15 protein-coding genes are annotated in these 19,216 nt (G+C 62.3%); 6 read left to right on the top strand and 9 right to left on the bottom strand.

Annotated features, from left to right (window positions below):
- Positions 1 to 2 precede the first annotated feature (2 nt).
- Positions 3 to 1,496: an SUMF1/EgtB/PvdO family nonheme iron enzyme gene (locus OJ996_RS15135; protein WP_264514459.1), complete on the top strand. Its 1,494-nt coding sequence runs from the start codon at positions 3 to 5 to the stop codon at positions 1,494 to 1,496.
- 457 nt (positions 1,497 to 1,953) lie between these two features.
- Here the strand turns inward: OJ996_RS15135 and OJ996_RS15130 are convergent, their stop codons facing one another.
- From OJ996_RS15130 to OJ996_RS15120, 3 genes are all read right to left on the bottom strand, one after another.
- On the bottom strand, positions 1,954 to 3,333 hold the full coding sequence (locus OJ996_RS15130) for an FAD-binding oxidoreductase (RefSeq protein ID WP_264514458.1): 1,380 nt from the start codon (positions 3,331 to 3,333) through the stop codon (positions 1,954 to 1,956).
- 112 nt (positions 3,334 to 3,445) lie between these two features.
- Positions 3,446 to 6,307, bottom strand: a complete 2,862-nt coding sequence (locus tag OJ996_RS15125; protein ID WP_264514457.1) for an aconitate hydratase — start codon at positions 6,305 to 6,307, stop codon at positions 3,446 to 3,448.
- Positions 6,308 to 6,436: 129 nt separating this feature from the next.
- On the bottom strand, positions 6,437 to 9,211 hold the full coding sequence (locus OJ996_RS15120) for a bifunctional aconitate hydratase 2/2-methylisocitrate dehydratase (protein ID WP_264514456.1): 2,775 nt from the start codon (positions 9,209 to 9,211) through the stop codon (positions 6,437 to 6,439).
- Between the two features lie 251 nt (positions 9,212 to 9,462).
- Between OJ996_RS15120 and OJ996_RS15115 the strand changes: the two genes are divergently transcribed.
- Positions 9,463 to 9,795: a hypothetical protein gene (locus tag OJ996_RS15115; RefSeq protein ID WP_264514455.1), complete on the top strand. Its 333-nt coding sequence runs from the start codon at positions 9,463 to 9,465 to the stop codon at positions 9,793 to 9,795.
- Between the two features lie 7 nt (positions 9,796 to 9,802).
- Here OJ996_RS15115 and OJ996_RS15110 read toward each other — a convergent pair whose 3' ends face one another.
- Positions 9,803 to 10,438 carry a gluconate 2-dehydrogenase subunit 3 family protein gene (locus OJ996_RS15110; protein ID WP_264514454.1) on the bottom strand — a complete coding sequence of 212 codons (636 nt, stop codon included), beginning with the start codon at positions 10,436 to 10,438 and terminating at the stop codon, positions 9,803 to 9,805.
- Between the two features lie 13 nt (positions 10,439 to 10,451).
- Complete coding sequence (locus tag OJ996_RS15105; RefSeq protein ID WP_264514453.1) at positions 10,452 to 12,236, bottom strand: GMC oxidoreductase; 1,785 nt, start codon at positions 12,234 to 12,236, stop codon at positions 10,452 to 10,454.
- Between the two features lie 186 nt (positions 12,237 to 12,422).
- On the opposite strand from OJ996_RS15105, the gene OJ996_RS15100 reads away from it, so the two are divergent.
- Positions 12,423 to 13,046, top strand: a complete 624-nt coding sequence (locus tag OJ996_RS15100) for a LysE family translocator (RefSeq protein WP_264514452.1) — start codon at positions 12,423 to 12,425, stop codon at positions 13,044 to 13,046.
- A gap of 47 nt (positions 13,047 to 13,093) precedes the next feature.
- Here OJ996_RS15100 and OJ996_RS15095 read toward each other — a convergent pair whose 3' ends face one another.
- A complete protein-coding gene (locus OJ996_RS15095) occupies positions 13,094 to 13,777 on the bottom strand; it encodes a L,D-transpeptidase (RefSeq protein WP_264514451.1) in 684 nt (227 codons plus the stop codon).
- Between the two features lie 66 nt (positions 13,778 to 13,843).
- The gene (locus OJ996_RS15090) at positions 13,844 to 14,299 is read right to left on the bottom strand and encodes a hypothetical protein (RefSeq protein ID WP_264514450.1); all 456 of its coding nucleotides are present in this window, start codon (positions 14,297 to 14,299) and stop codon (positions 13,844 to 13,846) included.
- 127 nt (positions 14,300 to 14,426) lie between these two features.
- Between OJ996_RS15090 and OJ996_RS15085 the strand changes: the two genes are divergently transcribed.
- The gene (locus OJ996_RS15085) at positions 14,427 to 14,711 is read left to right on the top strand and encodes a 4a-hydroxytetrahydrobiopterin dehydratase (RefSeq protein ID WP_264514449.1); all 285 of its coding nucleotides are present in this window, start codon (positions 14,427 to 14,429) and stop codon (positions 14,709 to 14,711) included.
- Between the two features lie 88 nt (positions 14,712 to 14,799).
- On the opposite strand, the gene OJ996_RS15080 is transcribed toward OJ996_RS15085, so the two are convergent.
- Positions 14,800 to 15,576, bottom strand: coding sequence for a VC0807 family protein (locus OJ996_RS15080; protein ID WP_264514448.1), 777 nt, complete (start codon positions 15,574 to 15,576; stop codon positions 14,800 to 14,802).
- 77 nt (positions 15,577 to 15,653) lie between these two features.
- Between OJ996_RS15080 and OJ996_RS15075 the strand changes: the two genes are divergently transcribed.
- On the top strand, positions 15,654 to 16,127 hold the full coding sequence (locus OJ996_RS15075; RefSeq protein WP_264514447.1) for a GNAT family N-acetyltransferase: 474 nt from the start codon (positions 15,654 to 15,656) through the stop codon (positions 16,125 to 16,127).
- A 25-nt stretch (positions 16,128 to 16,152) separates the two neighbouring features.
- Positions 16,153 to 16,482, top strand: a complete 330-nt coding sequence (locus OJ996_RS15070) for a DUF3820 family protein (RefSeq protein WP_264514446.1) — start codon at positions 16,153 to 16,155, stop codon at positions 16,480 to 16,482.
- Position 16,483: 1 nt separating this feature from the next.
- Here the strand turns inward: OJ996_RS15070 and OJ996_RS15065 are convergent, their stop codons facing one another.
- A complete protein-coding gene (locus tag OJ996_RS15065) occupies positions 16,484 to 19,213 on the bottom strand; it encodes a hypothetical protein (RefSeq protein ID WP_264514445.1) in 2,730 nt (909 codons plus the stop codon).
- Between the last annotated feature and the right edge of the window lie 3 nt (positions 19,214 to 19,216).

Raw genomic sequence — 19,216 nt, 5'->3', positions numbered from 1 at the left:
CCATGGATGACTCCAGCTCCCGCGCCGGCACCCTGCTGGGCGACTACCGACTCTTGGCCCTGATCGGGGAAAGCCGCGTCACGCTCACTTGGCAGGCAGATCAGGTTTCGATCAACCGTTCGGTCACGCTCTTCGAGCTGAAGCCGTCCGCCTTTGATCGGCGGGAAGCGTTCTTGGGAGATATCCGCGTGAAGGCTGCCGTGGATCACCCCTTGCTGGGCTCGGTTTACGAAGCGGTATCCAACGACGAGCACTGCTACGCGACCCTTGAGCGGCTGCCGGGAACCAACCTGGAGGACCGCATGAATGCCCGGCAATCGCTGCGACCGGTTCAGGTCGCGCAGATCCTGCGACGCGTGGCGGAGGCGAACATGACCTTGGAGGGTGCAGGCATTTCCAGCGCACCGCTCGGTCCGGACGACATTTTCCTCGATGATCACGGCGTCGTTCGCATCGCGAATCTCGCCCGGGCAGGCGACCGCCCGCCGGGTCTGTCCGCGGATGACATTCTCACCTTGGGCCGCACCTTGCCGCATCTGGTGGCAGACGGGCATCCCGGGGCCTCGCGGATGATCACCCTCTTCGCCTGGATGCGGGGCGAGAACCTGGGCCGCACGATGACCTGGACGGAAGTCCGCTCCTATGCGGAGCAAATCGAACAGCAACTCACCGAGCCTGCCCCGCCGCATTCGGCCGCCCCCGCCACGGCGCGGGCCATCGGCCGCAAGTCGCCGTTGCCCATGGTGCTTGGCGTGATCGCCACAGCCTTTGTCGTCGGAATCGGGGTGATCGCGCTGAAGGGAAAAAACGGCAACGACAGCTTGTCAGGCCAGTATCCCGGCTCGGTCATCGTGCTGGGAGGTGCGCATCCCTTGGCGGATGGCGGCACGGTCCAGTTGGGAGCCTTCACGATCTCCGGGCACGAGGTGACAATCGGAGAGTATGCCGATTTCCTCGCCGCTCTCGCCAGCCTGCCGGAGGAACGGCGCGGCACCTACGACTCGCCGGATCAGCCGGATAGCAAGTACGGCCACGAGCCCGAGAACTGGACCGGAATGTATTCCGCCGCCAAGGCGGGTGGCCAATGGGAAGGCCGTGCGATGAGCCGGGACTGCCCGGTGGTGAATGTCGATTGGTGGGACGCGCTGGCCTACTGCAACTGGAAGCGCTGCCGCCTGCCGGAGCAGGAAGAGTGGTTCGCCGCCCTACGCCAGAATCTGCCGGATCCCAAGTCGCTGCGCGCAGCCGGATGGAGTTCCGTGAAGCAGATCCCTCCGACGGACCGTACGCCTTCGGGCCTGAACGGCATGGCTGGCTCGGTTTCCGAATGGACGGCCTCGAACGCGATCAATCCCGCCAATCCCTTGGGTGACAAGGGCTGGGTCGTTATCGGCGGCTCCTTCCAGAATGCTTCCTCCGGCGCTCTGGCGCGGGAGTGGGTGGATTCCCGGGATCTTCGTCGCCCGGATCTCGGATTCCGTGTGATCGAGCCTTGAGCTCGGACGCGCTCCAGACGCGATAGCGGTACAAGGGAAGGCCGCCAAGGTCCCACCCCTGGCGGCCCGAATCTTCGACCCTTTAAGTGTCCACACCCATGGACGGGGCTTCCGATTTTGTGCTGTTCACCCTTACATGAAAACTAACGCGTGGCGCAGTCTTCATGATCATAGACTCTTCAGCATCCCGGACGTTCAAAGTTTCCGAGGATTTTTTTCAAGGTCGCTGAAGCCGCGATTTCGCGGTGCTCCGGGTACAAGCAAAGGCCGCCAAGGTCCCACCCCTGGCGGCCCTAAATCATCAACCCTTTTGCGCCCACACCCATGAGCAGGGAATCCGACTTGTTGTGCTGTTCACCCTTACATGAAGACTGACGCAGTGCGTGGTCTTCATAAGAGTAGACCGTCGGCCTTCACGAACGTTCAAAAGATCCTGAAGTTTTTTTAAAGTATCTCATCAAGCGTTCGGAAGCCTCACGCTCTGCGGGTGCCGGATGCGGTCTTCGGGATCGAGCTTCTCTTTGATTTCCTGCAGCTTGGCATAGGTGGCCCCATAGTAGGCGGTGGCCCAGTCAGTGATCCGGGGATCGGGATAATTTCCATAGTGCCGGCGGATTCCCGCATCATGGAGTGCTTGGCGCACCGAGGCATGGCCCGCAGCCAACTTCGTGGGGATCGTTCCCTTCTCCCAATAGGCTTGGAGTTCACCCAGGAAAGGCAGCTCGCGATGGGCATAGGCAGAGTCCGGTCCCCGCGTGATGGCACCGCCCAGAGTATTCACTTGGAAGATCAGTCCGGGCGTCTCCCTCACCGTGGCGCAGATCCCTCCCGCTGCCGACCTCAGGTCTTCGAAGCCGCGGTAGAAACCCGCCGAGACATTATCAAAGGGAAGGGGGCCAGGGCGTCCTTCATAGCGGCCGATCGCGATGCCGAGCGGTTTGGTGACCGGCCCCTTGGAGCCAAAGCCGCTCTGAAGCAAAGCCTTCGTGGCATTCACAAAGGCCGGGCCTTCCGCCGATTTGGTGGAGGAGAGCAATACCGTTGCTTGGCTCCCGTTCAGGATCACCGCGGAGAAGCATGGCTCGGGCAGGCTTGTCGCGATCTCGAACCAGCGTTCCAACCGCCTGGCCAAGCCCGGCGTGTCGAGTCCCTTGGCGGTGAATTTCCGGCTGGCGAGAGTCTTCGGGGCGATCTGCGTTTCGAAGGTAAAGGACGTGGCGATGCCGAAGTTACCGTTCCCGCCGCCGCGGCAGGCCCAGAGCAATTCCGGCTCGTCGCGGGAGTCGCGGATCTCGCCATTCCCGTCCACCAGACGCACTTGGGTGAGATGATCGCAGGTGAGGCCGAACTCGCGGGAGAAGAGACCATAGCCGCCGCCGAGCGTAAGGCCGGCCAAGCCCACCCCGCCGCACGAACCGGCTGGGAGCAGCCGCCCGCGTTCCAGCAGCCAGGAGTAGCAATCCTTCAGTTTCAGTCCGGGCCCCGCCGTGAAGCGCTTGGTGTCTTTCTCTAACAAGCGGTTCGCCATTCCCGACAGCTCCACTAACAAACCGCCTTCGTTCAGGCTGGACCCGTGGAAAGCATGGCCGCCGCTCTTCACCGCCACCGGGAGCCCGGCATCCTTTGCATGCTTCACCGCCGCGCAGACATCGGCTTCGGTCCGACAACAAGCGATCAGCGCAGGCTTGAGCAAGACGGTTGAATTGAAAGGTCGCCGCGCGGCCTCATAGCCCGCATCACCGGGCTTCAGGTAAGAGTTTGCAGACTTCCCCTGACCCCATGCCGGCAGGGCTGCGACAGAAAGGCCGATAAAGCTCCGGCGACTGATTGAGGACATGGCGCAAGGCTTTCATGGATCGACCTGAACTCAAGTTCGTCCGTGCTTGGAGAACAAGAAGGCCGCTCCTTTGCGGGAGCGGCCTTCGGGAGTCTATCGCAACGAGGAAAGGTCAGCCCTCCAGGATCTGATCCAATACGTAGGGCAGGATGCCGCCGGCGAGGTAGTAGTCCACCTCCGCCGGGGTATCGAGACGCACCTTCAGCGGGAACTCGACGCGGGAGTGATCCGGGAGATGGGCGATGAGAAGAGCATCCTGCATCGGCTTCAGCTCGCCGCCGATGCCGGTAATGTCGAAGCGGGCTTCGGCGAGGCCTTTCACGCGGTCATAGTCATCGCTGTGGATGAAGTTCAGCGGCAGCACGCCCATGCCGATCAGGTTCGAGCGGTGGATGCGCTCGAAGGACTTGGTGACCACGGCGGAGACGCCGAGCAGGCGCGTGCCCTTGGCTGCCCAGTCGCGGCTACTACCCATGCCGTAGTCCTCGCCGCCGATGATGATCAGCTTGGTGCCATCGGCCTGATAGGCCATGGAGGCGTCGTAGATAAAGGTCGGCTTCGCACCGGCCACTGCTTCGATGGTTTGGTCCGGAGCGGAGACTTCACCTTCGCCGAAGTACTGGGTGTAGCCGCCTTCGATGCCCGGGCACATCAGGTTCTTGATGCGGACGTTGGCGAAGGTACCGCGGGTCATCACGCGATCATTGCCGCGGCGTGCGCCGTAGGAGTTGAACTCGGCCTTCTCCACGCCGTTTTCGAGCAGATACTTGCCCGCGGGCGAGGTCGCCTTGATCGAACCTGCCGGGGAGATGTGGTCGGTGGTGACGGAATCGCCGAAGATGCCGAGCGGGCGGGCGTTGAGGATATCGCCCACCACGGTCGCGCCGCCATCGAAGAAGGGCGGGGACTGAATGTAGGTCGAGGCCTCGTCCCAGCCATAGGTCGCGCCGGTGCTACCGGAGATCTCGCCCCACTTCGGGTTGGCGGAATCGAGATCACCGTAGAGCTTCTGATAGACGGCAGGTTTCAGCGCGCCCGCGAGCTGATCCTTCACTTCCTGTTGGCTCGGCCACACGTCCTTCAGGAAAACCGGGTTGCCGTCCTTGTCATTGCCGATCGGCTCGGTGCTCAGGTCGATATCGACACGACCGGCCAAGGCGTAAGCGACGACGAGCGGCGGGCTCATCAGGAAGTTCGCCTTGATCGAGCCATGCACGCGGGCCTCGAAGTTGCGGTTGCCGGAGAGCACCGAGGCACAGACAAGGTTGCCTTCGGAGATGGCACCTTCGATGGACGGATGCAGTGGCCCGGAGTTGCCGATGCAGGTAGTGCAGCCGTAGCCGACCGTCTGGAAGCCGAGTTGGTCGAGCTCCTTCTGCAGGCCGGTAGCCTCGAAGTAATCCGTAACGACGCGCGAGCCGGGGGCCAGCGAGGTCTTCACGTAAGGAGCAACCGTTAGGCCGAGCGCATTCGCTTTCTTGGCCACAAGGCCCGCGGCGATCATCACGCTCGGGTTGCTGGTATTCGTGCAGGAGGTGATCGCGGCGATGAGGATTGACCCGTGGCCAAGTTCGAGATCGACCGGACCACCTTCAAAGAGATCGGGATCGACCGCATCGGGCGTCGGGCGATTGGAAACCATTTCGACTTCATTGCGCGGGGCTCCTTCGAAGGGCTTGTGATGGCCATCGGTGGCCAGTAGCGAGTCCACGGACACCCCGGCCTTTTCGCGCATCGAAAGCTTCACGCGCTTCTCGCGTTGCTCCGCGGCGAGACCGAAGCCGCCATTCGCCACTGGGGCCGCAAAGAGCGTGTCGAAGGTCTCGCGCAGTGCGGTCACATCGATGCGGTCCTGCGGGCGCTTTGGCCCGGCCACGGAAGGAACAATGCTGGAGAGATCGAGATCGAGCAGGTCGGTGTATTCGCACTCGCCTTTGTCTGGGATGCCGAAGAGGCCTTGAGCCTTGTAGTAGTTCTCCACCGTGGCGCAGAGCTCTTCGGAGCGGCCGGTGCCGCGCAGGTAGTTGATCGTTTCGTCATCCACCGGGAAGAAGCCCATGGTCGCGCCATACTCCGGGGCCATGTTCGCGATCGTGGCGCGGTCCGGCAGCGAAAGTGCCTTGGCCCCGGGGCCATGGAATTCCACGAACTTGCCGACCACGCCGTGCTTCCGGAGCATCTGGGTGATGCGCAGAGTCAGGTCGGTCGCGGTCACGCCTTCCTTCAGCTCGCCATGGAGGTAAACACCCACCACTTCCGGGACCAAGAAGGTCACCGGCTGGCCGAGCATCCCGGCTTCCGCCTCGATGCCGCCCACGCCCCAACCGACGACACCTAAGCCGTTGATCATGGTGGTGTGGGAGTCGGTGCCGACGAGTGTATCGGGATAGTAAACGCCGTCCTTGGACAGCACGCCCTTCGCCAGGAATTCCAAGTTCACTTGGTGAACGATGCCAATGCCTGGGGGCACCACGGAGAAGGTCTCGAAGGCTTGCTGGCCCCACTTCAGGAACTCATAGCGCTCGCGGTTGCGGATGAACTCGATCGCCATGTTGCGGTCGAGTGCGAGTTGGGAACCGGCGAAGTCAACTTGGACCGAGTGGTCCACCACCAGATCCACCGGGACCAGCGGCTCGATCTTCTCGGGAGCGGCACCGCGCTTCACAGCGGCATCGCGCATGGCGGCCACGTCGACGAGCAGCGGCACTCCGGTGAAGTCCTGCAGGACGATCCGGGCGACGGTGAAGGGGATCTCGTATTCGCCCGGGGTCTTCGCGTTGTAGTTGGCTAGGTTGGCCACGTCCTTCTCGGTCACCTTCCGGCCATCCACACAGCGCAGCACCGATTCCAGCACGATCCGGATGGACACCGGGAGCTTCTTAAGATTCGGAAAGCCCTGCTCGGCGAGAGCGGGCAGGGAGTAGAATTTGCCATCGGCACCGGAGCCGGTCTTGAACGTGCGGAGCGTGTCCATAGGAAACTATCCATACAACAGCGCCCGGAAAGTTCCAGAGGCTTCCCGGACTACGCAAAGCGGCTCTTGAGCCTCAAAGACCCAAGAGCCGGTAAAGTGACTACGGGCTGTCGACCCGCGATCCCTGCATCAGGAGGCCGCCACCAACTCCTTCACCGGTGGGGCGAAGGCGGTGAGGTCGATGCCTTCCACGGCAGCCTTGTATTCGTTCAAGCTCGGCGTGCGGCCGAGGACGGCGGAGAGCACGACGACGGGAGTGGAGGAGAGGAGAGACTCGCCCTTCTTCCGCTCGGAATCTTCCACGACGCGGCCCTGGAAGAGGCGGGTCGAGGTGGCCATGACCGTGTCACCTTTCTCGGCCTTCTCCTGATTGCCCATGCAGAGGTTACAGCCGGGGCGCTCGAGATACATCATGTTCTGGTACTCGGTGCGGGCGGCGGTCTTCGGCGCGTTGTCGTCGAACTCGAAACCGGAATACTTCTCAAGGATGGCCCAGTCGCCTTCGGCCTTGAGCTCGTCGATGATGTTGTAGGTCGGCGCGGCGACCACCAGCGGCGCGTTGAACTCCACCTTGCCCTGAGCCTCCTCAAGGTTCTTGAGCATCTTGGCGACGATCTTGAGGTCGCCCTTGTGAACCATGCAGGAGCCGACGAAGCCGAGGTCCACCGACTTACTGCCTTCATAGTAGGAAAGTCCGCGGATCACGTCGTGCGTGTAGCGCTTGGAGACGTCCTCGTTGTCCACGTCCGGGTCGGCGATCATCGGCTCGTCGATGATGTCAAGATCCACGACCATTTCGGCGTGATACTTGGCATTCGCATCGGGAGCGAGCGGCGGCTTCTCACCGGAGCGAATCTCGGCAATGCGCTTGTCGGCCTTGTCGATCAGGCCTTGGAGGACCTGGCCTTCATTGTCCATGCCCTTGTCGATCATGATCTGGATGCGGTTCTTCGCGATCTCCAGGGATTCGATGAGGGTTTCGGGCTGCGAAATGCAGATGGACGCCTTGGCCTTCATCTCGGCGGTCCAGTCCGTGAAAGTGAACGCCTGATCGGCGGGCAGGGTGCCGATGTGCACCTCGATGATGCGGCCTTGGAAGACGTTCTCGCCGAACTTCTTCAGCATCTGCGCCTGGGTGGAGTGGACGACGTCGCGGAAGTCCATGTAGGGCTTGAGCGTGCCCTTGAAGGTGACCTTTACGGACTGCGGGATCGGCATGGTCGCTTCGCCGGTGGCCAGAGCCAGGGCGACGGTGCCGGAGTCCGCGCCGAAGGCGACACCCTTCGACATGCGGGTGTGGGAATCGCCGCCGATGATGATGTCCCAGTCGTCCACCGTGATGTCATTGAGCACCTTGTGGATGACGTCGGTCATGGCGTGATAGCCGTCCTTCGGGTCGCGGGCGGTGATGAGCCCGAAACGCTGCATGAAGGACATCAGCTTCGGGATATTGGCCTGCGCCTTTTTGTCCCAAACGGAAGCGGTGTGGCAGCCCGACTGGTAGGCGGCATCGACCGTCGGCGAAATGATGGTGGCGGCCATGGCCTCCAGCTCCTGCGAGGTCATCAGGCCGGTGGTGTCCTGTGAGCCGACGATGTTCACCTTCACCCGGACATCGGAGCCGGCATGCAAGGTCAGGCCGGGAGTCACGCCGACGGCGTTGCGGTTGAAGATCTTTTCGACGGCGGTGAGACCCTGTCCCGGATTTGACACTTCCTTGGCGGGAGCGAAGACGACGGGGGCTTCGATCCCCAGCGTTTCAGCCGCGAAGGTCTGGAGCTTCTTACCGAAGACGATGGCATAGGAGCCGCCTGCCTTGATGAACTCCAGCTTCTGCGGGGTGAATGCGGAAGAGACGTCGGCCAGCACCTTGCCATCACCATAGAGCTTCTTCTCCTTGGTGTTGATGGTGAGAACGGTTCCGGTTTCGACCGAGTAGGCCTGCTCCAGGATCGGTTCGCCGTTGGCGTCCTTGACCACCTTGCCTTCGGCGTCGGTCTTCTTGACCCAGTTCTTGAGATCGAGGCCGATGCCGCCGGTGACGCTGACGGTGGTGAGGAAAATCGGGGAGATGCCGTTGGTGCCCGCGACCACCGGGAAGATGTTCACGAAGGGCACGTACTTGCTGGCCTGTTTGCCGGTCCAGAGCGCGACGTTGTTGACGCCCGACATGCGCGAGGAGCCCACGCCCATGGTGCCCTTCTCCGCGATGAGCATGACGCTCTTGTCGGGGTGGAGCTTCTGCAGGGCCTTGATGGTTTCCTGCGCTTCCGCGTTGATCAGGCACTTGCCGTGGAGCTCGCGGTCGGAGCGGGAATGGGCCTGATTGCCGGGGGATAGAAGGTCGGTCGAGATGTCGCCCTCGGCGGCGATGTAGGTGACGACCTGGACTTCCTCCGGAACGTCCGGGAGCTTGGTGAAGAACTCCGCGGCGGCGTAGCTTTCCAAGATCTCCTTCGCGACCGGGTTGCCAGCCTCGTAGGCGGCCTTGAGGCGCGCGGTATCGGCGTCGTAGAGGTAGACTTGGGTCTTCAGCACCTCGGCGGCCTGCTTGGCGATTTCGGCGTCTTCGCCGAGCGCGAGATTAAGGAGGGTCTGGATGGATGCCCCGCCCTTCATGTGGGAGAGCAGTTCGAAGGCGAAGGCGGGGGAGATTTCCTCCACGACCGACTTGCCGAGAATGATTTCCTCCAAGAAGGCAGCCTTCTCGCCGGCCGCGCTGGTGGTGCCGGGGAGAGTGTTGTAGATCAGGAAATCGAGCGACTGCTTCCGGTGCTCGTTGGAGGGGTCTTTGATCTGGGCGATGATCTCGGCCAGAAGTTCGGCGCCATCGATGGGCTTGGGATGCAAACCTGCGGCTTTGCGGTCCTCAATTTCAGCCAGGTAATCCTGATAAAGGTGCATGTTCTTAAAATCGATCGATTGAAATGGGAGATCTAGCGGCGCCGGGTTTTAAATGACTGATGGCTAGGAACAAAGGTTCGCGGGGGAGGCATTCCTCCGGCTCGCGGCGCGGAGGTTAGGAGCGGGGAAAAAAATGTCAAAAAGCTTCCCCGTACCGGCAAAAAGCGGCGCACGGGACGGGATTGCTAGTTGAGCAGCGCCGGTGCCATGTCCTAACGTCTGCCATGCATCGATGGTTCGCCGCAGTGGGAATGACGTGGATTTTGGCCTCCTGTGGCGGCACGGGAATCCCGGCCAGCGGGGACATGGCAGGCGGCCCGGAGCCGGCAGAAGGCGGGATTTCCGAGGTGCCGAATCCCACGCCTGAAATGGCAGCCAAGAGCAAGACCTCAATCGACGTGCTCAAGCGCGGGAACGAGACCTACATCCTGCAGTGTGGTCAGTGCCACCACTACATGCTCCCGAAAAAGGTCGAAACCGAGGATTGGCAGGACGTGATGCCGAAAATGATCCGCCACGCCGGTCTCGCAGCGGAGGACGAAAAGGCGGTGCTCGCCTACGTGCTGGCCGTGAAGGCGATGTGATGGGCCGTCAAAGCCCCTCCAGCCCCAGCATCTTGATGATCTCTTCCGGCACGCCCGGATAGGGTCCGGCGATCGGCACGTTCCCGACGTAGCCCAAGGCCTTCCACGTCGCGGGGTGGCTGTAGTAGCCGCCGAGGGTGAGCATGCGCAGCTTCTGGAAGAAGCGTGCACCGTAGGCCAGTTCCGGAGCCGCCTTCGCGGGATCGCAGATGGTATCGAGGATCGCCGTCTGCTGGGCCTCGGCGAGGTCCTTAAACTCCCTGCCGTGCAGCTTGTAGGCGTGGGTATTGATCCAGCTCACTCCGCCGCGGATGGTGTCGTGGTCCTCCCGGTTCTCGGCGTAGGGAGCGCCGACCCATTCATTCAGGAAGTCCGGCAGGTCGATGGCGGAAGCGGCGGGTGACTCCTCGTCCGCAGGCAAGATGAGGTCCACCAGCACGGTGAGGGTCGCGAGCTCGGAGGCAACCATCGGCTTGTCCCATGGGATCGTAGGATTGTTGTAATCCGGATCGCTGAAGGGATTGTTGACGTGCTTGGAAAGCGGCTTGGGCGGCTCGGCACCGGCGGGCAGCAGGGAACCGGCGGCGCTGGCAGCCGCGACGAGCTTGAAAATGCTCCGGCGGGAAATCTGGGGTTCGTGCATCGTCGTCGTTCGGTCAGATGTTGCCCTGCTTCATTTCGTCCAGCAGGTAGTCGGCGGAGCGCCAGGCGAGCGCCAGCACGGTCAGCGTGAGATTTTTGTCGGGATTCGAGGGCAGGATCGAAGCATCCATCAGGAAGAGGTTCTTCACATCCCATGTCTGGCCGAAGGAGTTCACCACCGAGGACTTCGCGTCGGAGCCCATCATCGCGGTGCCGGCTTCGTGGATAATTTCGCCGGGTTTGTTCAGCGCTTCCTTGCCGGGCTTCGGCGTGGCCTTGCCGCCCATCGAGTTGATGATCTCGGCGAAGGTGTTCTGCATGTGGGTGGCTTGGTTGATCTCATGGTCCGACCACTTCCAGTGAAAGCGCAGGGTCGGGATGCCCCACTGGTCGACGCGGTTCGGGTCGATCTCGCAGTAGCAGTTTTCGTTGGGGATCATCTCGCCACGACCCGCAAAGCCGACGACCGCGCCATAGTAGCGCTTCGCCTCTTCCTTGAGCTTCTTGCCGTAAACGCCAGGCGCTTTCTGATCGAGGATCGCCAAGGATCCCATACCGGGCATGTAGCGGCCACCGCCCATCTCGATGTGATAGCCGCGGGCGAAGCCGAGCTTCTCCTGCGTCTTGTAGTTCCACCACGGCGTGTAGACGTGACCTCCGCCGGCACCGTCCTCATTGTAGGGTGGCAGGCTCTCCAGTTCCGGCACGTGCCCGCCCATGGAGGAGCCGACGCTATCGGTGAGGTTCTTGCCGACCTGGCCGCTGCCGTTTGCCAAACCGTTCGGGAAGAGCGCGCTCTTCGAATTCAGGAGAATGCGCGCGGTCTCGCAGGTGCTCGCGCTGAGAATCACGATGCGTGCCTTCGCGATCGCATCGGTGCGCGTGATTTTGTCGACGTAATGAACTCCCGTGGCCTTGCCGTTCGCATCCATCATCACCTCGCGCACCATGGCATCGGTGATGATGTCGAGGTTGCCGGTCTGCAGGGCTGGCGGGATCAGCACGGTGGTGCTCTGGAAATTCGCTCGGATCGAGCAACCGCGGCCACAGGTCGTTGCCCAGAAGCAGGCGGCGCGCATCGACATGTCATTGCCCACGATCCGCTGCGCCGACGGATTGTTCGGGAAAAGCTTCGCGGCTCGGGCCGGACCGTCCATCGGTTCGCTTAGGACGGCGCGGTGGATGGGGACCACGGGAATGTTCAAGCCCTTCGAGTATTTCTTGATGAGCAGTTCCGCGGCGCGCGGCTTCGGAGCCGGTTGCAAGATCCCTGGCGGGGAGTCGGGTGTGTTTTCCAGGCCCTCGGTCGAACCGTAGATGCCGACCATCAGCTCCGCCTTGTCGTAGTAGGGAGCGAGGTCGGTGTAGGAGATCGGCCAGTCGAAGCCCAAGCCATCACGCGACTTTGGTTTGAAATCATACTCGCCGAAGCGCAGCGAAATCCGCCCCCAGTGATTGGTCCGGCCACCGAGCATGCGCGGCCGCCACCACCAGAATTCCTCTTCGGTCCCGGGCTTGTCGCCATAGGGCTCCCCCGGCACCTGCCAGCCGCCGCCGACCGTGGCATCGTAGTGACCGAAGAAGCGGTCTTGGGTTCCCTTGCCACGCAGCGGAGCCTTGTCCGGCGTGTTGAACATCGGCGTTTCCTTCTGCGGATCATAGTTCCGTCCCGCTTCGATCATCAACACCTTCACGCCGTTCAGCGCGAGCAGCATGCCCATCATTCCGCCCCCGGCACCCGAGCCCACGATGATCACGTCGTATTCGCGCAGGGATTTCCGGTCGGTGAGGATGGCCATGGTGGTGGTAAACTTCAGCTACAAGAGGAGCGGGATCCGTCTATCAGATTGAAACGGCCTCTGCCGCTTCCTCACTCTTGCATAGACGTAGCGGATCCTCGTGAAGGTGTAGTCGAAATTCCTCGCGGGTTTTGTAGTCCGTGGCTGACGAGTCGTCCCGCATCCGCCTAGATCGTTTCCAACAACGTGAGCGAGCTACGGGATCTGGCCTTGTTTGCCTTCGTGATGGCCTTGGGACAATTCAGTCCCGGACCGGACATGATCCTCCTCACGCGCACCGCGCTTGCGCAAGGAATCCGGGCCGGAGTCATGGTGGCCTTGGGAATCGCCACCGGATTGGTGATTCATACCTCGCTGGCAGTGGCGGGGATGGCCGTTGCCTTCGAGCGCAGTCCCGTCCTGAGGAAAGGCCTCGCTTGGCTCGCTGCCGTCTATCTCGGCTGGATCGCCTATTGCCTGCTGCGCTCCGCGTTTTCCAAGCCGCTTCCGGCGAGCGGATCCGCGTCCGTTCCGGCACCCGCGGGCAATCCCTACCTGAAAGGCTTCGCCTGCAATCTCTTCAACCCGAAGGTGGTCGTCTTCATAGCGGCTATCTGCGCACCCTTCCTCCGCGGCGAGCACCCTTCATGGTGGCCCTATGCGCTGATTGCCATCGTGGTGATCCAAGGCGGCGGACTCTGGGCCCTGTGGGCGGCCCTGCTGCAGTGGCGACCTCTCCGCACCCGCTACGAGCGCTCTGCACGCTGGATCGACGGGGCCTTCGGCATCGCGCTCATCGCGCTCGCCATCAAGCTGGGGCTCGACGCCTGAGCACGAAAAAGCCCCGCCGTTTCGGGCGGGGCTTCTTGGAGATTCGCTTAGTTGTAGTTCGGCGCCTTGTGCTGGCTGAAGTAGCCGTCGCCGGTGTACATGTTCACCGGGTAATCGGGCAGCGGACCGGCATCCGGCGGCAGCTTGATGTTGCCCAGCGTCGAGTCTTCCGGCTGCGTGCGGGCGATGCTCACGGGCGTGCCGACCTTCACCAGGTTGAAAAACTTCGGCGAGAGGTTCTCATGCATGCGGATGCAGCCGTGCGTGCAGGGCGTGTGCTTTACCCAGCCGGTGTGGAAGCCGTAGTTCGGCTTGAACTCGCACCAGTAGGGCATCGGCGTACCCTTGAAGGACCAGCCGCCCGGCTTGCTGGAGAGCATGGTCTTCTTCACGTTGTTGCCGGAGTAGGCGTAGCCGTGGCTGTTCGCGCGCTTCTTCGCCACCTTGTTGTAGATGGTGAAATTCCCGCTCGGAGTCGGGGAGGACGGCGTGCCCACGGAGACCGGCATGACCATCAGCGGCGTGCTGCCTTCCATCACGTAGACGCGCTGCTTGGCCAGCGAGACCTTCACCTTCACGGCGGAAGGATTCGAAGGCTTCTTGGTCGGCACGTCGTATGACTGATAGGCTCCGAGCGAACCGGAGCTGGAAGTGGTCGTCGTGGTACAGGAGGAAAGCAGTCCGGCGGCAAGTGCCGCCCCGGCGAGCAGGATCGGTTTCAAGGGATTCATAGCGGCTACGTTCGCGCTACCATCCCCAGATTACCGGGGAGTGCAAGTCTGCGAGTCCGCTCCTTTTCACCGCGTGCGTTCCCACGAGGAAACGCTGCCATCCCGGAACAGTACGCTGGCGCGGCGGTAGGGCACGTAGGTCACTTCCGGACCGAATCCGGCGCCGTAGTAGTGGTAGGGTCCGTAGCCATAGTTCGGGCCGAAGCGTCCATAACCCCAGCCGAAGGCGCCGAAGTAACCGTTCGTGGAATACACCGGCGTCGAGCCGTTGTAGTCCCACCGCAGGGTTCGCGCATTGCCCTCGTAGCCGTCGTACTCGCGGCTCGCCCGGCCCCAGGCCAGATACACCGCGTCGGTGCTCATTCCCTTGTCGATCCGTCCCTGTCGGACCATTTCCTTGTGGCGCGCGGGCAGCCCGGCGAACATCCCCGGCTGCGCCGCGATCCGCCCTTCCGGAGTGGAAGGTGCGCACGAGGCAAAAATTCCCGCCGAAAGAGCGGCCACCGGCAGTATCGCTTTCATGCGCTACGCCTACACCCGCAAGGCTCCGCCTGCAAACTTCCGGCATGTCGAAAAAACTGCGTCAAACTCTCTTGCCAAGCTTCAACCGGGAAACGCAATCTCGCGCCGCAAACGTTTCCCTCTCGCCATGTCCGACCTGCTCGAAGACGACGAACTGTCCTCCGCCCTCAAGAAATGCCCCGAGTGGGAATACGAAAAGAAGTCGATCACCCGCACGGTCGAGTTCGAGGAATTCATGGAAGCAATCGACTTCGTCAACGATCTCGCCGAGATCGCTGATGAAGCGCAGCACCACCCGGACATCCGTATCCGCTACACCAAGGTGTCGCTGGTGTTGACCACGCACGATGCCGGCGGTGTGACCGAGGCGGACATCGAGCTGGCCCAGCGGATCGACAATCTCGTCGACTGAGTTCCGGCATCTCTGCCGAACCATTCTGATCAAGAAGTCCCGCATCCGCGGGCCTTTTTGTTTTTGCGGGGAGGGACTGGAAGCCGGCTTACCGCGGCATCATCAATTCCTCATCCTTCAAACCCGTCAGCTCGCGCAGGCCTTTCAGGAGCCGCGTCAGGATCAGGAACAGGATTCCCATCAGCGGCAGGCCGATGATCAGGAAGCCCGCGCCCGTCAGCTTGCCTACGATCTCGTTGTATTTCTCCAAGGCATCCACGGCCTTCTCATTGAAGCCGCGGAAGAACCACAGCGCCATTCCCACGTTCAACAGAGCGCTCAGGAAGAAGGAACCGGCGAACATCCGCGTCGCCCCGTTGAGCAGCATGGCATAGCGGGTTGTCTCCTGGCGCTCTGCGACCTTCGACTCGATCTTCGGGATGTCGAAGATACTGTCGTTGTAGAGGAAGACCCGCAGCAAAGGAGTCGTCGACTTCTGCGAGCTAAGGATTGCGAAGCCGAGGATCAGCGGGATCAGCCCCTCCTTGATGCCGAAGAGGATATCCGCATTCGGCTTCACGCTGCCGTCCTTGTTCCACAGGTAGAGGGTCAGGCCGCCGGTGAGCAGCACGGAGACCAGCCCGAGGGCGGAGAAAAAGTTGCCCTTCTTGGTCTGGATGAAGTGCCAGATCCCGTAGCCCAGCGGCAGCGCCAGCGCGATCACCATCGACCACAGCGGCCCGATGTGCCATGGCCGCACCGTCTTGCCGAGCTTCTCCTGCAGCACGGGATCCTTCCCCAGGAAGCTGAGTACGATCACCGGCAGCAGCACGTTGATCAGGATATTCGCGAGCGGGTGTTCTTGCTTGGGCTTCGCTTCAGGCATGGCAATCGCCCGCAGGGAAGCGGGTTGCGGCGGATATGGGAATGCAAAATCCTTGGGTTTCCCGTAACAGCGATCCCGTGACCGCCGCTCCGCTTCTGTTCTCTCCCCATCCGGATGACCGCGAGGCGTTCATCCGCCTCTTCACCGACCCGGAGCTGAGACGCTATCTCGGCGGTCCGCTTTCGCTCCCGCAGGCGGAGCTTCGCGCTGACTCGATCATTGTTGGAGAAGAAGCAGGCCTGAGCGTGATCCGCCCCGCACCGGATCACGAGGCGATCGGCCTGATCTGGTTATCGCCTTATCACGATTCTGTGGAAACCGAGCTGTCCTTCGTGCTGCTGCCGGACTGGCAGGGCAGGGGATTCGCGTTCCGCGCGGCATCGGAAGCCCTCATGATCGGGTTCCGCGATTTGGATCTTCCCCGGATCGTTTCGGAAACCCAAGCCGCGAATGTTGCTTCCATTGCACTACTCAAACGCCTCGGCATGAGGCTGGAGCGTCGCCTCGAACGTTTCGGCGCGGAACAGTTGCTCTTTGCCATCTCGCGCTGATCCTCTAGCTTCCGCAGCAGACGCGATGTTCCAGCTCACCGACATCGACCGCGAAGATTTCCGCAATCTCCTCAACGAGATCGCCCGCACCTACATGCCCTTCGGCAAGTACGGGCGCACCGCCGTCCCGCCCCTCGGCATGCCGATCTACGATCTGCCGGTAGAGTATCTCTTCTGGTTCAAGGAGCGCGGCTTCCCGAAAGGCAGGCTCGGCGAGTTGATGGCCATCGTCTGCGAAGTGAAGGGCGTGGGAATGGACTCGCTCTTCGATCCCATCCGCCAGGCTCGCGGAGGCCGGGTCACCTTCCACCCGAAGCGAAAGAAGGTGCACCGGTTCCCGGATTCGGATTCCTAGCTCAGCGATCCCGGCTCACGTCCAGCCGCACGAATCCCCGCGGATGCGCGACCCGTTGCGCGGGCGTGGCCCATACGGTGACCAAACGTTGCCCTACCTGCACCTGGGGATCCGGATCGGTCACGGTATTGATGAAGAACCCGGCGGGTGGCACCGCGAACGTCTGGAGATCCGAGCTGTAGGCGATCTGGTAGCGGAACTCACCGAACAAGCTGACTCCGGTGGCGCCGGAAGTGAGCGGCACCTTCGGATGGCGGTAACGGGCCCCCATCTCCAACTGCAGGCCGCCGCTGTTGTAGGTGAAGGTTTCCATGCGCGGCTTCAACGACGCATCTGCCATGAAGCGCGCCATCGCGTGGGCATTCTCCGCAAGCAGCGGCACACCGTCTCCGTCGTCGTCGAGCGAATCGGCCTTCCGCGAGATCAGGACATCATCGAAGAACGTGAGCAGAGGGAAGCCTCCGCTGAGATGGCTCGACGCGATCACCGGAAAACCATTGGCATCGAGAACCATCGCGAGATCCGGACCCAGGCTACCCATTCCACCGCGCGTGTTCACGAATCTCCCCTGCGTTTGAGGCGTGGTGGCCACCCCGTCGAAGAAGCGTGTATGGTGGAGGCTGCCCCCGTCCCGCGTGCTGTGCGCGCACACATCGATCCGGTTCCCCGAGGCCACGGCTCGCACCGTTGCCCCCGGACAGTCGAACGGAAGGTTCTGGCTCAAGACCGCGCCACTGGAGTTGAAGCGTAGGTCCTTGATCAGATTTCCTTGGCCGGTCAGCACGTGCGGAACACCGGAGGACGGAATCACGCAGGCCGTATTCAGCGGCAGGGTTCCTCCCGCGCCGAGTGTGAGAACATTCACCGTCACCGGCGCCAGGAGCTTCGCGCCGTTGGCGACATTGATGTTCGTGCGGAGCTTGACGATGCGTACACCGGGATCGACGTAGGAGATCGCGTAAGCCCCATCCGCCCGCACGGCCAGATCGATGCCGGTCGGATCGCCGGGGATGATATCGAGCGGATACCACTGGCGGCGGATGGTCTCCAAGCCGGGTGGCGGTTCTGGTGGCGTGCGGGTGATCAGTCGGCCCGTGCCGTCCTCCGCGGTGAAGGTGAGGTAGAGGCGATCAGTGGCATCCGAAGCCAAGCGCAACGGAGCCCGCTTCGCCCGCTGTCTCTGGAAAACTCCGCTGACAACCGCGCCGACCGGTGCAGTGGCATTCGCCGCGCTTCCGAAGTGCTGGCCATAATGAATCTCGCCGCTCGTATCAAAAGTAAGCGCACCTTGCAGGGTGACGAAGTAGGTGAGCCCGCTGGCCGTGGTGACCAGCGCGTTGGCGAAGTGCGGGCCGTCCGTCGTCCCCACGTCCGTAACCAGATCCGGCCCGTGGCGCTCGGTGACAATCTTCGGGGTGCGGTAGACGCGCTCCGAAAACAAGTCCGCCTGCGTGGCCACGGATGCCAGCAGCATCACCTCTCCCTTCGGGTTCAGAGCCAGCGCGGGCGCGAAGCTATGCTGGTAACTCGCATCCAACGCTGCGGAGGTATCCGTCGTCACCGGCTGGGCCCATGGGCGGGCAAAAGTGAAGTTGGAGTCCGTCGTGTTCGTATCATCCTCGAAGACAAACGCCGGATCTCCCGCACCGTTGGTCGCCAGATCCAGATCGCCGCAGAAGTCACTCCCCAACTCTTTCACCACCGTCATCTCCCAGCCAATGGCAGGCACCCGTCTGCGAAAACGAATATCCCGGGTGAAGGCGTCGAAGATCACGAAGACATCCCGCTTGTAGCCCACCAGCGGCTCGCCCGTCGCATCGAAGCTCATCTCGAGATTCGATGAGAAGAAATCGAACTCGCTCTCCATTTCATCCGCCGCCGTGATCGTCTGCACCGTCCACGATCCGCTGGCATTGTCCGCGTAGCGGATCGCCCGAACCGGTGTCTCACCGGATGAATCCGTGAAGGAATAAGCCACCCCCAGCTTCCCTAGGTGCACATCTACGCTCGGGCGCGTGGCCGCCGGGCAGGGAGCGACATTAACGGGAGCCTGCCATGAAGAGCTGATCAAGGAATAGTAAGAGACTTGCACGCGCTTCAGCGTGTCGCTGTAGGTGAAGATCGCGCGCGGAGTCGTCGTCGGCACCACCAGCCCGCCATAGGTGTCGGTCAGCGAGGGAGCGAAACCGGTATTGGCACCCGTGGTCACCGCTACCGGTGCTGCCCATACGCTGGTCTTGTCCGTGAATCTCGCGCTGCCATCCGTCGCCGTGAATGCCAGCGAAGGCCGCGAGAAACCATTCCCCGAGGCCACGATGCTCACCCCCCCGGTGGCAGCGGTCGATCCCCCCGCCACGGCGACCGTGTGGATGGAAAGCACGCCACCGCTGGTTCTCTCGTAGACGACCACATCGCCATTCCCCAGCACGGCGGCGGCTTGGACCGTGTAGTCCGTCCCCACATCCAGATCCAGATGAGCGACGCTGAGCGTCGAGCTCAGGAGCGTCTGCACTGCGCTGAAGCCGCTGCCGCGGTTCGGCCGCATGGAGTAGGTCAGCGTCGTGGTGCCGGAGGATACGGTGGTGTGGACCGTATGAATCCGCCCGGCCGGATCCACCGCCACCGCGCAGCGGGTGCCAGCTTCAGGGCCGGAGGCGACGGACTGCCAGACCCAGTCGAGCCCGTGCAGCGGAGATATCAGGAGGAGAAGGGGAACGAGGAACCGGATCATAGA

Origin of the sequence: Luteolibacter rhizosphaerae (assembly GCF_025950095.1) — a bacterium.
Taxonomy (GTDB): Bacteria; Verrucomicrobiota; Verrucomicrobiia; order Verrucomicrobiales; family Akkermansiaceae; genus Haloferula; species Haloferula rhizosphaerae.
The sequence above is the reverse complement of the archived record's forward strand: the minus strand, read 5'-3'. Positions and strand labels throughout refer to the sequence as shown.